The sequence below is a fragment of the Paracoccus sp. Ld10 genome (assembly GCF_045064235.1).
Taxonomy (GTDB): Bacteria; Pseudomonadota; Alphaproteobacteria; order Rhodobacterales; family Rhodobacteraceae; genus Paracoccus.
Genome location: NZ_JBISHD010000032.1, coordinates 355,696 through 370,022 on the forward strand (window position 1 = coordinate 355,696; position 14,327 = coordinate 370,022).

Sequence of the window (14,327 nt, forward strand, 5' to 3'; positions counted from 1 at the left end):
GTATCACTGAGGGTCACCGTCCGCCGACTGACTGTCTACGAATTTCAGCATAAGCTGCAATAGACTGACAGCTCCCTGAACGTCCTCTATCTCGTCGCCTGGGGACAAGTTGTCCATAGCTCCGCCCGGTTGCAACTGAATATAGGCACCGCCCAGCAACCCGTCAGACTGAATCAGTGCGGCGCTGTCAGTCGGCAATACGATATTGTCGGGAACCGTCAGCACAGCATCGGCAAAATAGGTCTGAGGATTCAGGCGCACTTCACTGACACGGCCAATACGCACCCCTGCCAGACGCACCTCGGTACCGACCGCAACACCGTCCACATCGGGAAACGACGCTGTCAATGAATAGCCACCGCTGCTCCATTGCCCCGACGCAGCCCAAGCTAGAAAGCCCACAGCAACTGCCAAGACGGTCGCACCTGCAATCAATTCAGCACGCGTCTCGGATCGGTCAACGATGTCACCTGACATGTTATTCGGGGCGCCACGCATCATAATCACTGCGGATGACAGGCGCTGCGCGATAGAGCGACCCGGCCGGGACATAGGCATCGGACGTGCCGGTCAGGTTGGCCTGATGCGGCTGCTCCCACTTCTTGCGCGGGACAGCCAATTCGGTTGGCGCTTCGTTCCAAGTGTGGTGCAGCCAGCCGTGCCACTCTGGAGCAATCTGGCTTGCCTCGGATTCTGCTTTGTAAATGACCCAACGGCGCTTGCCATCTTTGGTCTTGTAGAACACGTTGCCCGCCGCATCCTCACCGACCTTGACGCCGTTGCGCCACGTCCAGAACTGGGTATTGAGCGTCTGGCTGTTCCACCAAGTCAAAAAGCGCAGCATGAACGACATCGGCAGGACCCTCAACGAACTGTATTTCCATTGGCATATGCCCCAGTTTCCGCGCAAGGTCCAGCCTTGCGCGGCCCGCTCTGGTCAGCCTGCCGATGCAGTCTCTTTCTTTGGATCGACGTGGATCAGCAACGGCTTTGCCGTTGGGTTGTCGACCGCCTCGTCGTTGACAACAACCTCCTGGACACTGTCTAGGCCGGGCAGTTCGAACATCGTATCCAAAAGGATCTCTTCCATGATCGAACGCAAGCCCCGCGCACCCGTCTTGCGCTTGATCGCCCGCTTGGCAATCGCTGTCAACGCATCGTCGGTAAAGGTAAGCTGGACGCCTTCCAGATCGAACAAGCGCTGGTATTGCTTGACCAATGCATTCTTGGGCTTGGTCAGGATGATGATCAGTGCTTCTTCGTCCAGATCGGTCAACGTTGCGATAACCGGCAGACGGCCGACAAACTCCGGGATCAGGCCGAACTTCAGCAAGTCTTCCGGCTCGAGTTCCTTGAACAGCTCCCCAACACCCTGATCTCCCGATTCCTTGACCGAGGCGCCAAAGCCCATCGCGGTTCCCTTGTTCCGCTGAGAGATTATTCGGTCCAGACCCGCAAATGCGCCACCGCAGATGAACAGGATGTTCGTCGTATCGACCTGCAGGAATTCCTGCTGGGGGTGCTTACGTCCGCCCTGCGGAGGCACGGATGCGACCGTACCCTCCATGATCTTCAGCAAAGCCTGCTGCACACCTTCTCCGGACACGTCACGGGTGATGGAAGGGTTGTCCGACTTACGGGTAATCTTATCGACCTCGTCGATATAGACGATGCCCCGCTGCGCTCTCTCGACGTTGTATTCGGACGACTGCAGCAGTTTTAGAATAATGTTCTCGACATCTTCTCCAACGTAGCCAGCTTCGGTCAAAGTCGTTGCGTCGGCCATGGTGAAGGGAACGTCGAGAATGCGCGCCAGCGTTTGCGCCAGCAGCGTCTTGCCGCAACCGGTCGGGCCGATCAGCAGGATGTTGGACTTGGCAAGTTCAATGTCGGTCTTGGAGCCGTGATTCAGGCGCTTGTAATGGTTGTGCACAGCCACCGACAGAACGCGCTTGGCATGTTCCTGCCCAATGACGTAATCGTCCAGCACGCCGCAGATCTCACGCGGAGTGGGCACGCCTTCACCCGACTTGAGACCGCTGGTCTTCGTCTCCTCGCGGATGATGTCCATGCACAGCTCGACGCACTCGTCGCAGATGAACACGGTCGGCCCTGCAATCAGCTTGCGGACCTCGTGCTGGCTCTTGCCGCAGAAGCTGCAATAGAGCGTGTTCTTGCTGTCGCTGCCGGACTGGTTCGCCATCGTCCATTTCCTTGACTGCCGTCCCGCAAGGTCGCGGGGCGGGCGACGGCGGGATCAGGTTTCCACGCGCCGCATCTTCGGGTTTTCTGCGGCGGATCGGCCGCCGCAGGTCATTCATGCCATGTTACGGGCCAGTCGGGCCCGTCACAATCCCTATCAAAGCTATTTCTTTTCGGGAACGGCCTTGCCACGCGGCGCCACGACCTCATCGATCAGGCCCCATTCCTGTGCCTCGTCCGCGGTCATGAAGCGATCGCGTTCCAGCGCCTCTTCGACCTCGGACAGGGATTTCCCGGTATGGTGGACATAGATCTCGTTCAGCCGGCGCTTCAGCTTCTCGGTTTCGCGGGCGTGGATCAGGATGTCGGTGGCCTGACCCTGATATCCACCAGACGGCTGGTGCACCATCACGCGGCTGTTGGGCAGCGAATATCGCAGTCCCTTTTCACCCGCCGCCAGCAGCAGCGACCCCATGCTGGCCGCCTGACCCACCACCAACGTCGAGACGCGCGGCTTGATGTACTGCATGGTGTCATAGATCGACAGGCCGGATGTCACGACTCCGCCGGGGCTGTTGATATACATGCTGATGTCCTTGGACGGGTTCTCCGCCTCCAGAAACAACAGCTGTGCACAGATCAGCGTCGACATCCCGTCATGAACGGGACCCGAAACGAAAATGATCCGCTCCTTCAGCAGGCGCGAGAAGATGTCATAGGCCCGTTCCCCGCGCGAGGTCTGTTCGACCACCATCGGCACCAGGGTGTTCATGTAGAATTCTGCCGGATCGCTCATCTTCTGTCCTTGCCTGTTCGCCCCTGTCCCCGCGATTCGACCGGGCACTTATCCCTGTCTTATCCGCGAAGTGTTGACAGAGTCTTAGTAACGGGCAAGGACAGCCGCAAGGGATGGAACGCAAATCGCCCCCGGCGGGCGGACAGGAGGCAGCCGTGAAGCTGATCGTGGGGCTGGGAAATCCCGGCGCGAAATATGCGGCCAATCGTCACAATATCGGGTTCATGGCTGTGGACAGGATCGCAGCAGACCACGATTTCACACCATGGCGCACCCGGTTTCAGGGTATGGCCGCCGAAGGGCGGCTGGGCGACATGCGCGTCACACTGCTGAAACCGCAGACATTCATGAACCTGTCCGGCCAATCTGTCGGAGAGGCCGCGCGCTATCTGAAACTGACGCCCGCGGACGTGATCGTGCTGCATGACGAGCTGGACCTGGCGCCGGGCAACTGCCGCGTGAAACAGGGCGGTGGGCATGCCGGGCACAATGGGCTGCGGTCCATCCATCAGCATATCGGCGCGGAATATGGGCGGGTGCGGCTTGGCGTCGGGCATCCGGGACACAAAGACAAGGTCGCGCCCTATGTCCTGTCCGATTTCGCCAAGGCCGAACAGGATTGGCTGGACGATCTGCTGCGCGGGATTTCGGACGGGGCGGTGGCGCTGGCTGCCGGCGACGGCGGTCGTTTTCAGAATGCGGTCGCGAACCGCACTGCCCCTGCACGAAACAGCGGTACCGACGCCCCTGCCCCAAAGGCCGCCGCGCAAGCCGTGGCCAAACCCGAACCCTCCCAGCAACCCGCCACCCTGACCGACCGACTGCGCGCCTTGAGTGAGCGGTTCAAGTGAGCGTCGTCGCAGCCTTTGGCCATCAGGCGCAGGCCTGTGCCGCCCTCGGTTCGCCACTGACTGCACAGCTGTGCCGGACGCTGCCTGATGTGCTGGGTGACGGCCCCGTCGGGGACCGCGTGCTGGGCTGGCAGGGCGATCCGTCGACAGGGGCGGATTCGGTGCCGCTGCGACTGTGTGGCGCACTGCATGCACTAGTGCTGACCGGGCGGGCACCCGATCTGGCACGCGCCTATGATGGCGGCCAGGTGAACCCGTCATTACTGCGCGCTGCGCTGAACGATTATGTCGATTTCATCCTGTCGTGGCTGGACAGTCCCCCGCAAACGAACGAGGTCGCCCGCGCCGCGCCCCTGATAGGCGCTGCCCGGTTTCTGGGCGCATTGTCGCCCCTGCCCCTGCGGCTGCTGGAGTTGGGCGCTTCGGCAGGGATGAACCTGAATTTCGACCGCTATCACCTGGGATCGAACGGGTCAGGTGTCGTCCTGACGCCCGAGTGGCGGGGCACAGTGCCGCAGGGACCGGTATCGGTCGCCAGTCGCCGAGGGGTGGATCTGAACCCGCTGGACCCGGATCGCGACGGCCTGCGGCTGATGGCCTATTGCTGGGCCGACCAGCATGACCGTATGGCGCGTCTGCGCGCAGCGCTGGACATTGCCCGCAAAGATCCGCCGCAGGTCGACCGGGGTGATGCGGGCGCATGGCTGACCGATCAACTGGCCGCAGCGGTCCCCGATCGGCTGACGCTGGTCTATCACACCGTGGCCGCGCAATATTTCCCGCCTGCAACGGTACAGGCGTGCGACGCGGCGCTGATCCGCGCCGGACAGGCGGCCGCCCTGTCCGCCCCTGTCGCGCATTTGCGGATGGAGGCGGATGGTGGCGACGGTGCCGCGCTGGACCTGACCCTGTGGGATGGCGCGCGCCGTGACTGGTCGCTTGGCCGTGCGGATTTCCATGGTCGCTGGATCGACTGGCAACCAAAGCAGTTGTGACTTTCCCCGATGCCCGGCCAAGCCTAGTCTGACGGAAAAGGAGACCGCATGGACCCCTCTATCAACGTACTGGGTGGCGCATTGCAGCCATGCTCGACCAAGCCGATGACCGGATTTTATCGCAATGGATGCTGCGACACGGGTCCAGAGGATCGCGGCAGCCATACTGTCTGTGTGATCCTGACCGATGAATTTCTTGCGATGTCACGCTATCTTGGCAACGATCTGACGACGCCACGGCCGGAATACGGCTTTGCAGGACTGCAAGCGGGCCAGCGCTGGTGCCTGTGCGCCAGCCGGTTTCTCCAGGCGGCCCAAGAGTTTGCCGCGCCGACCGTGGTTCTGGAATCCACGCACCGGAGCGCGCTTGATATCGTTCCGCTGGACCTGTTGAAGCGTCATTCCGGAACCGACGCGGACTGACGTCGGGACCCCTACCTCACATGCGGCCAACGCGCCGCGATGCAGGCGCAATCATCAGTAACGGCCGGACTGCGGTCCGACCCGCTCTGCATTGCGGCCACCGGACTGCCAAGGTAGGCGGTGTCCAATTGGATACATGATGGTCGCACGGCCGACGCAGTTCAGAATGAACGCCTGGCAGGCCGATCATCGGATGCCAGGCGCTTTCACGGCGGACCCATCATGGGCGCCGTCCGCGCCACGGTAAGCGCCTTGATACGCCACGATTTAGCAGACCGCCTGTACGCTGATCAGGTCTTCAGGTCCTGCCCCAGATGCTTGGCGACAGTAAAGATATCCTTGTCGCCTCGACCACACATGTTCATCACGATCAGATGGTCGGCAGGCAGATCAGGGGCGATCTTGATTACATGGGCCAGCGCGTGGCTGGGCTCCAACGCGGGAATGATCCCCTCCAGCGCGCAGCACAGCTGGAATGCGGCCAAGGCCTCGTCGTCGGTGATGCTGACATATTCAGCACGACCGATATCCTTGAGCCAGGCGTGTTCCGGCCCGATGCCGGGATAATCCAGCCCTGCGCTGATCGAGTGCCCCTCCAGAATTTGGCCGTCATCATCCTGCAGCAGATAGGTGCGGTTGCCGTGCAGGACGCCCGCGCGGCCACCGGACAGGCTGGCGCAGTGCTCCATCCGGTCGTCCACCCCCTTGCCTCCGGCCTCGACACCGATGATGCGGACATCCTTGTCGTTCAGGAACGGATAGAACAGGCCCATCGCGTTCGACCCGCCGCCGATGGCCGCGATGATCGTGTCGGGAAAGCGACCTTCACGTGGCATGATCTGCTCGCGGACTTCCTTGCCGATGATCGACTGAAAGTCGCGGACCATCGCCGGATAGGGATGCGGCCCCGCGACGGTCCCGATGCAATAGAACGTGTCGCGCACGTTCGTGACCCAATCGCGCAGCGCGTCGTTCATCGCGTCCTTCAGCGTACCCCGGCCCGAGGTCACGGGAATCACCTCTGCGCCCAGCAGGCGCATGCGGAACACGTTGGGCGACTGGCGTTCAACGTCATGCGCACCCATGTAAACGATGCATTTCAATCCGAACCGCGCGCAGACGGTGGCAGTTGCGACACCGTGCTGGCCCGCGCCGGTCTCTGCGATAATGCGCGTCTTGCCCATGCGGATGGCCAGTAGGATCTGGCCCAGGACGTTGTTGATCTTGTGCGCGCCCGTGTGGTTCAGCTCGTCCCGCTTCATGTAGATCTTGGCGCCGCCCAGATGCTGGGTCATGCGTTCGGCGAAATAAAGCGGGCTTGGACGGCCAACATAGTGCGTCCACAGGTCGTCCATCTGCGCCCAGAAAGACGGGTCGGTCTTGGCACGTTCGTATTCGGCCTCCAGATCCAGGATCAGCGGCATCAAGGTTTCGGACACGAAACGCCCGCCATAGATGCCAAAGCGGCCCTGATCGTCGGGGCCGGAGGTAAAGCTGTTCAGGAGATCGTCGGCCATTGAATCCGCCTCTGGGTAAGCTGGGTATCCGGGCAATCAAGATGCCCCTTTCCCCTGTTCTAGTCGCCTTGACGCGCAGGGTGAACCCCGTCCGGGCCGGGCCGTGGCGAAACTGCACGATTTCCGCGTGGCGTCATGACGCGGACCATATTCGCAGTTGACGGACCGGCAGCGACGGTCGAGACCATCCCTGCATCCTGCGGAGCGACCATGCAAAGGCCCAGACCCCTGTCGGTGAGCGATCACCATGTCGCCAGTGTCGCCCCCGCCGAGGGGCTGTTGCGCAACCCTGACCGGCAAATGCTGGAATGATGACGATCTGGACACGCTGGCTGGGCGGTTGATCGACGGGTGGACGGGCGCCGTGCCGATCTTTGCTTATGGGTCGCTGATATGGAATCCGGGATTCGCCGTACAGGACCGACGCCGCGCAACCGCGATCGGCTGGCACCGGGATTTCTGTCTGACCCTGAATCATTTTCGCGGTACGCCCGAGCGACCCGGGCTGATGCTGGCGCTGGCGTCGGGCGGCACCTGCGAGGAGCTGCTGCTGGACATCGCGCAAGGCACCGAGGTCGAATCGTTGCGGGCCATCCTGCGCCGTGAACTGGTCGCGCTGATGTCGGTTGAAGAGCAGGCGGGGCGGTTGGCGACCGCGGCAGGTGCCGCAGGCTCGGGCGCCGATTATCTTCTGCGCACTGCACGGGGACTTGCGGAGTGGGGTATCGACGACGACTACATCTGGACGTTGCAACGTCTGGTCGCTGAACAGATCGAGGCCGATCCAGGCTTTGTGCCCCAAAAGCCGCGCTTAGCCTTTCCGGACATCATTGGCATTTGCGGTAGTATTGCACGGGCTGGTGATCGCCATGAGGGCTGGCGTCAGAACCCGCAGATCGATGCATTCGGCGCTGGCAGGCGGTATCCTGGTGGAGTCTGCTGCCTGGACGTCCTGTTGTGGCGACGTGAAACCGGCGAACCCAGATATCAGCCCCCCGCCATCTGGAACGGCCGTCACTGTTGAGAAAGCCGTTTCCCGATCAGCTATCGTCGGTCTCTTCGCAGCCGCTACACATGGTGATAGTTGCGCGGGTAAACGCCGATTGCGCCGTCACCTGTACCAGTCAATGTTTGCCATTCTCTGACGACAAAATTTCTTTGGTTGGCAAACCTCATGACTGCAGGCGGGTCAGCTGGATGGCCATGCCAAGGCTTTGTTGCACAAATCGCGTGAGGGATTCATTTTGTGAATTCAGCGTTGTAACTGTGCAGTCTGAGCAAACCCACATCTCCCGCCTACAAGACCAGGAACTGGCCCGCCTATAACGAAGCGCTCAAGCGCCGTGGTTCGCTGACAATCCGGTTCGATCCCGCCATGACCTGGGAGGCGGCGCCGACCGGCAAGCGTGGTCGCCAGCCCGACTGCAGCGATGCTGGGATCCAGACCTGCCTGACGATGAAGGTGCTGTTCGGCATGGCGCTCAGACAGATCGAGCCATGAGAACGCCACCGAGTGACCATGGCGAGGGGGGTTTGTCGAGAGCCTGCTGAGGTTGATCGACCTGGACTGGGCTGTGCCGAACTTCAGCACACTGAGCCGTCGCCAGAAGACCCTGAAGGTCAACATCCCCTATCGCGGATCAGATGGCCCGCTACACCTGCTGATCGACAGCACAGTCATCAAGGTCGAGGGCGAAGGGGAGTGGAACGTCCGTAAGCATGAGGGCACCAAACGCCGCGTCTGGCGCAGGATCCGCACCGGAATTGATGAGAAGACACTGGAAATCCGGGCCACCCAGTTCACCAGAAGCAATATCGGCGACGCGCCCATGCTGCCCGAGCTGCTGGACCAGATCCCGCCAGATCAGGAGATCGGCAGCGTCACTGCTGATGGGGCCTTTGACACCCGTAAGTGCCATGAGGCCGTTGCCGCCCGCGGTGCAGCCGCAATCATCCCGCCGCGCAAGAACGGCAGGCCGTGGCAGCCTGACACTCCCGGCGCGATCGCGCGCAACGAGGCCTTGCGAGCGTCAAAACGCTTCGGCAGGACGATCTGGCGACGATGGCGCGGCTATCACCGCCGGAGCCGCGTCGAAACCAGGATGCCTTGTGTGAAACTGCTGGGCCAACGTCCGGCCGCTCGGGACTTCGACCGTCAGGTCGCCAAGTTCCAAGTCCGTGTCGCCGTCCTGAACGGCTTCACCGCGCTCGGAATACCCCTCACTGAAACCGTAGGATGAGTCTGTCCGGGGATAGAGGAACCACAACCGGCAGACCATTTGTGCAACAAAGCCTCTTCGGATGCACACCGTATTCGGCCGCCAGCTTCGACACGGTGTGCCTGCCCTTCACGGTCTCACGCGCTACGGGTGCCTTTGAGCCTACGTCATGGTTTCTGCGTTTCCGCATTCCTGACCCCCTCGTTCTTGGAGACATGCAAACGTCAGATTGTAGCTTTCGTCACTGTCTAATTGCCGGGGAGTCGCTGAAACGCTATCAAGGGCATATCACATAGAAAATCAGAAAAACTAAAGTACTTTGCCACGCTGAGTATCACGCTTCTACCTAGCCTTCAGCTTCATTGCCCTGCCCGGACGCACGATGTCTTCGACGCGGATTAAATCACTTCGATACCCCTGCGTTAAATCGGCCGCCACCCGCAGGTGCCAAATGCCTCATTCACTTGTCTGCGGTCAAATGGAATGACCTCAACATGGCGACCAAGCGCGACAGGGCACAGCGCGCGGCGCGCGCGCGGGCGTGCTCGGGCCGTATTCTGGCAGCCATTTTGGGCCCGATGATCCAATACAGCCTGACAAACAGCCGACCTGCCCGCGCCTTGACAAGATGATTGTCCCGAAATGCCCGCAGTGCAACGACATCGGGATGGTGCGGATTACCATAGGCCGACGTCGCGACAAAGCACGCGCCGCCAGACGCGGACGCGTCATCCTGATCGGTGTGTGGATCATCGGGGTCAGGGGTGTCGGGTTCATCGACGATTGGTGGAAGGACGGGCAAGACATCGTCTACGTCCGGGCGGATCGGCGGCTGCCCGTCGTCGGGAGAGGGATCGTTGCCCTCGTCCAGGTTGAGGCGTGCCATCGTCGCTTCCAGTTCGTCGAAATACATGGACACATCACGATCCCGCAGGTCTTCGAAGCCCTCAGCCTTCTGTCGAAAGACTTCGACAACCTGGTCGAATGACAGATCGTCCAGATACCCGTCGGTGACGTCCAAGATCTGGTCACGGTCCATGAAATCGATAACCCGCTCATGGAACATGTCGATATGCTCGGCCTGACCCGTCAGAACGACTTGGCTGCCGTCGGGCATGTGGACAACGATATCGCTGTCGACGACCTGTACGGCATCGTAAAGCGCCTCCGCATCGGCAAAGGACCCGCCGAACCCGATGGAATCCTGATCCGAAAAATCCAGAATCGTCGTGTTGCTTGCCGGTCCGATCAGGAAAAGGTCACTTCCTCTGCCACCTTCGATGATACTGCTGGCCTGTCCGCCACCGCCACTGGCAAAGACGACATCATCGCCATCGCCGCCCATGACCGTATCATCACCACCGTCGGCAAAGATCACATCGCCTTGATCCGATGCCACAAGCACATCGTCTCCCCTGCCGCCGGAAATGACGTTCCGCCCGCCGTGCCCCTCGATCGTATCGTTTCCGACATGACCGCGCAGAATGTCGTTGCCACGCCCGCCGACGATCAGATCGTCAACCATTCCGGTCGTCGGGTCCGTGACATTATGCGCACCCTCGATCACCAGATTCCTGTTCGGATCGGAAATTACGACGACCATCATCTCTCCCGGCCGCAGGTCATATGCCCCCTGGACGCCAAAACCGGAGGTTACCTTCATGTCGGCGCGCGCGTCAGCGATGCCATTCGGGCCAGTGAGTGTCACACCCGACTCGTCGAACCATGGTGAATGTGGCGAATCCGCAGGGGTCAGCACACGCATCGACATATGCATTCCGTCGGGTATTTCGGAAAAATCGAGGGTGCCCGTCCCACCGGTCGGATTGTGCAGAAACACGATCTGCTGGCTGTCATCCTTGAAGCCGGTCACACCAATTCCGTCAGTGGCCTCGATGTTCCGCAATGCCTCGCCGTCGGTCATGGACGTCTTGCCGACCAGATGGCTTTGGGCAATGTCATAGATCTGCCCCATCGGCGTTGCTATCGTGGCGATCTGACCTCCATTGGCTTCCGCGGGTGGAAACTTGGTGTCGTAGAACTTGTTCGACAACCAGTCATAGGCAATGCCCCAATGGTCCATTGAATCAACACCAAGATCGACCGCCCGTGAGAATGCATCAATCCACGCTGCACCCTGATCGATGCCGATGGCGCTGTTCGCACCGATGTTGAATTCGGAAAGAGAGAATTTCAGATCATTTGAAAATCCTTCGGATCGCTCGAAGACCTCCATTGGGCGGATCGCCCAGTTCAAGTTCTGCGCAATCGTGCTGGCGTCGGGATAGGAGTGTTGAAAGATCGTGTCGACCATGCCGCGGTTTTCCAGCGAAATGTTCGAGATGATGTCAGCTGATTCCTGCGGTCCGTCCGCAGTCCATTTTCCGTCCGGACCCTGCGTTGCGCGCCATTGGACACCGGCCTGAACACCCAGACCCGGACTTTGCCAGCCGGAAATGTCGTCGGACAGCCGTTCGATCATATCGTTGAGTTTGGGGATCTGGACGTTCGCGATCGTGCCATATTCGTATCCGGTAAGGCTGCCCCAGGCCATGCTGCCCCAGTACTCGTTCCCGATTTCAAGATTGCTGATCCGAGCGTCGGGATATGCCTTGAAAGCGGCCTCGAGCCTGTCGAGGTACCGGTCGAAACCCATGTGGTCAAATGCGGCACTGCGAGTGTCATAGAACTGGAAGGTCGGGACCACCACGGTCATCGGTTTACCGGTCAAAGAGGCGTATTCCAGTGCCTCGTTGATGGTCATGACATAGTCGCTACTGCCGGGCTCGATCGGATTGCCGAACATTCGGTCAAGACCACCGTTTGCCCATGTCTGATCCTCCGTCACCCCGCCACCGGGATAGCGAAAGCTGGAGAATTCGATTTCCTTGAGCGTCGATGCGAACGGCTGACCATCGTTCAGGCTATCCCGCGTCAGGATAATGTTCGCGCCAAAATGAGCATCTGTGATCATTGACACCGGTTTCTCTCCTTCAAGCCGGCACACGCACTCTGTCGAAAAACGTGTTCGACGCACGCAAGCCAAACCGCGTATCGTCGAGCGGTGGCATCAACGAAGCTACGAAAGAGCCCTTGAGAAACGGTTAAATGGCACAAAGTTTTGCGCAGCGTGCAGGCGTGCTCGGCTTTGTCATTTGGAAACGTGATCACGGACAGGCACCCGCGGGCGTCGTCGCAGTTCGGCCGGTCGCTATTTTCGTTGCGTGAAACCATGCGACAGAGCGGGGTGCACGAGCGATTCGGCACGCGTCTGTAACCGGCTGACAATCCGGTAATCTGGCCGTTCTGTCGTTGGAACCCACGGATCGCGATGGATCTTGCTGATCGTCACCTTGACCAGGCTTGCGCAACAGGACGCGAGTATGGGGTCTTGGATGCCACGACCCCAATCTGTTCCCGATTGATCTAACAGCAATAGCCGTAATGCAGACGGTAAGGATGGTGCGCCTTGGCTGGGCGGTTCCAGACGACACCACACTGGCCCAACGTCATAGGACGTTGACCTTCGATCCCGAATTGCCATGCGAACCCAGTCGAGACACGGCTGCTGGATAGTGCCGAGGTTACGCTTCCAGGCAACGGCGCATGACAGGAACGATCTGGCGACGGCATATCAACAGCTGATTTCCCTGCGGCCTGAGGTTCCCAACCGCGTCTTGAGGGGAACGGGTCGGCATCGTCGCTGCCAACAGCCTCTGATATCCGCCGCTGCCCCACGGCGATCATCGCCGGCCATGCTACTGCGATGATACGCACCCCAAGAGCAGATGCCTATGGATAGAACGTTGCCTGGCACCACGCGTCTCAAACGAGATTGGGCGTGTCAGGCGGCACAACGGCAGAGGCGCGGATATAAGTGACCCTGACGTCATAATGGAACGCATAAACGGTTCCAAAATCACGGTCCACGCCACAGCGTCCACGGCAAAGTCATAGCGAGACGGCGGGTATAGGTGGTGGGGATCGGCACGGCTTTGTTGGAGAAAACGGGTGAGGGATTCATGCGGTGAGTTCAGTGTGGTCGCTGGTCCGCAGGAGCAAACCGATACCTCCGACCTACAAGACCACGAACTGGGCTGCCTACGAGGAGGCTTTGAAGCGTCGCGGGTCACTGACGATCTGGCTCGATACTGATATGAACTGGCATTCCAGACCCTCCGGCAGGAGACAGTTCACAGACGTTCAGCGACGCCGCGATCCAGACGTGCCTGACCATGAAAGTGTTATTCGGAATGGCGCTTCGGCAAACGACAGGCTTCGTCGGGAGCCTCTTACCGTTGACAGGTCGGGATTGGGTTGTGCCGGTTTTCAGCACCATCTACCGACGCCAAAGGACGCTTGCGGTGGACATTACGTATCGTGGCGCGCACGGCCCCCTGCACTTCCTGATCGACAGCACCGGCCATCAAGGTCGAGGGCGAGTGAAACGCCCGCAAGCATGGCGGCCCCAAACGACGCGTCTGGCGCAAGATCCCCATCGGTATTGATGAGCAAACGCTGGACATCAGCGCGGTCGAGATCACGGGCAGCAACACCGGGGATGCACCGATGCTGCCTCATCTGCTCACCCAGATCCCGCGCGATCAGGAAACCGGCCGCGTGACCGCGGATGGCGCCTCCTGCACGCGCCGATGCCATGACGCCATCGCTGACCGCGGTGCGGCCGAGGTCGTCCCGCCACGCCGAAATGCCCGGCCATGCAAGCCAACCACCGCCGGCGCCATCGCCAGGAACGACGCATTGCGCGTCGAGATATCTGGGCCGGGCGCTCTGGCGACACTGGAGCGGCTATTACCGCCGGAGCCGCGTCGAGATATGAGGCGGATCGTTTTCCCGACGATTGGATGCATCGTGCACGACTGCTGGGCCAGCGGCTGATGGCGCGGGACTTTGACCGGCAACGCGCAGAGGTTCAGGTGCGCGTTGCGATCCTGAACGGCGGCACCGCCCCTGGCATCCCCGTCACAAGGGCCGTGGGATAAATCCATCTGGGGAAAAGCGAGAACCGTCTGTCAGCTGATTTGCACAACAGAGGCACCTCGGGCTGCCGCCCGTGAAAGACCCTCGATGATGGTTGCTAACATCACTGGCCACCCGGGTGCCGATCTTATCAATGGCAGCTGCGAAAAGGCTGTTGTGAACGGCAGAGCAGGCAACCGTTTCAACTATCGGCACGCGGGCGGTGCCGTCGTGGATGGTGATGCGGGGAATTATACGCACCTTGAGATAAATGCCTGACAGATTTCCATTCTGGTAGCGCAATGCGCGTAGGTTCACCGTAACCGGCGCTACGACGGCTCTGG

At 60.5% G+C, this 14,327-nt stretch carries 11 protein-coding genes and 2 pseudogenes; 7 read left to right on the forward strand and 6 right to left on the reverse strand.

Going from position 1 to position 14,327, the window contains the following annotated elements:
• Window positions 1–3: 3 nt before the first annotated feature.
• From ACJJVR_RS15570 to ACJJVR_RS15585, 4 genes are all read right to left on the reverse strand, one after another.
• Window positions 4–477 (reverse strand): outer membrane lipid asymmetry maintenance protein MlaD, encoded by a 474-nt coding sequence (locus ACJJVR_RS15570; RefSeq protein WP_405405921.1) that lies wholly within the window; start codon window positions 475–477, stop codon window positions 4–6.
• 1 nt (window position 478) lies between these two features.
• Complete coding sequence (locus ACJJVR_RS15575) at window positions 479–853, reverse strand: NADH:ubiquinone oxidoreductase subunit NDUFA12 (protein ID WP_405405922.1); 375 nt, start codon at window positions 851–853, stop codon at window positions 479–481.
• 84 nt (window positions 854–937) lie between these two features.
• The gene (gene clpX / locus ACJJVR_RS15580; RefSeq protein ID WP_405405924.1) at window positions 938–2,203 is read right to left on the reverse strand and encodes an ATP-dependent Clp protease ATP-binding subunit ClpX; all 1,266 of its coding nucleotides are present in this window, start codon (window positions 2,201–2,203) and stop codon (window positions 938–940) included.
• 162 nt (window positions 2,204–2,365) lie between these two features.
• Window positions 2,366–2,998, reverse strand: a complete 633-nt coding sequence (locus ACJJVR_RS15585) for an ATP-dependent Clp protease proteolytic subunit (protein WP_405405926.1) — start codon at window positions 2,996–2,998, stop codon at window positions 2,366–2,368.
• Between the two features lie 155 nt (window positions 2,999–3,153).
• Here ACJJVR_RS15585 and pth point away from each other — a divergent pair, with 155 nt between their 5' ends.
• From pth to ACJJVR_RS15600, 3 genes are read left to right on the forward strand one after another with little or no spacing between them, the layout of a single operon-like run.
• Entirely contained in the window at window positions 3,154–3,849 is a 696-nt protein-coding gene (gene pth, locus ACJJVR_RS15590; protein WP_405406475.1) for an aminoacyl-tRNA hydrolase, read from the forward strand.
• Entirely contained in the window at window positions 3,846–4,844 is a 999-nt protein-coding gene (locus ACJJVR_RS15595) for a DUF2332 domain-containing protein (RefSeq protein ID WP_405405927.1), read from the forward strand. Before pth ends, ACJJVR_RS15595 begins: the two co-directional genes overlap by 4 nt.
• A 48-nt stretch (window positions 4,845–4,892) precedes the next feature.
• Entirely contained in the window at window positions 4,893–5,267 is a 375-nt protein-coding gene (locus ACJJVR_RS15600) for a DUF2237 family protein (protein WP_405405929.1), read from the forward strand.
• 290 nt (window positions 5,268–5,557) lie between these two features.
• Here the strand turns inward: ACJJVR_RS15600 and trpB are convergent, their stop codons facing one another.
• On the reverse strand, window positions 5,558–6,784 hold the full coding sequence (trpB, locus tag ACJJVR_RS15605) for a tryptophan synthase subunit beta (protein ID WP_405405932.1): 1,227 nt from the start codon (window positions 6,782–6,784) through the stop codon (window positions 5,558–5,560).
• A gap of 364 nt (window positions 6,785–7,148) precedes the next feature.
• Here trpB and ACJJVR_RS15610 point away from each other — a divergent pair, with 364 nt between their 5' ends.
• Both ACJJVR_RS15610 and ACJJVR_RS15615 read left to right on the forward strand, forming a co-directional pair.
• Complete coding sequence (locus ACJJVR_RS15610) at window positions 7,149–7,808, forward strand: gamma-glutamylcyclotransferase (protein WP_405406478.1); 660 nt, start codon at window positions 7,149–7,151, stop codon at window positions 7,806–7,808.
• A 249-nt stretch (window positions 7,809–8,057) separates the two neighbouring features.
• Window positions 8,058–9,024 (forward strand): annotated as a pseudogene (locus ACJJVR_RS15615) (IS5 family transposase).
• Between the two features lie 439 nt (window positions 9,025–9,463).
• Here ACJJVR_RS15615 and ACJJVR_RS15620 read toward each other — a convergent pair.
• Window positions 9,464–12,040 (reverse strand): calcium-binding protein, encoded by a 2,577-nt coding sequence (locus tag ACJJVR_RS15620; RefSeq protein ID WP_405405934.1) that lies wholly within the window; start codon window positions 12,038–12,040, stop codon window positions 9,464–9,466.
• A 1,008-nt stretch (window positions 12,041–13,048) separates the two neighbouring features.
• Between ACJJVR_RS15620 and ACJJVR_RS15625 the strand changes: the two are divergent.
• Together ACJJVR_RS15625 and ACJJVR_RS15630 are read left to right on the forward strand one after the other, a co-directional pair.
• A pseudogene (locus ACJJVR_RS15625) lies at window positions 13,049–14,006 on the forward strand (IS5 family transposase).
• A gap of 85 nt (window positions 14,007–14,091) precedes the next feature.
• Window positions 14,092–14,262, forward strand: a complete 171-nt coding sequence (locus ACJJVR_RS15630; protein ID WP_405405936.1) for a hypothetical protein — start codon at window positions 14,092–14,094, stop codon at window positions 14,260–14,262.
• The last annotated feature ends 65 nt before the right edge of the window (window positions 14,263–14,327 follow it).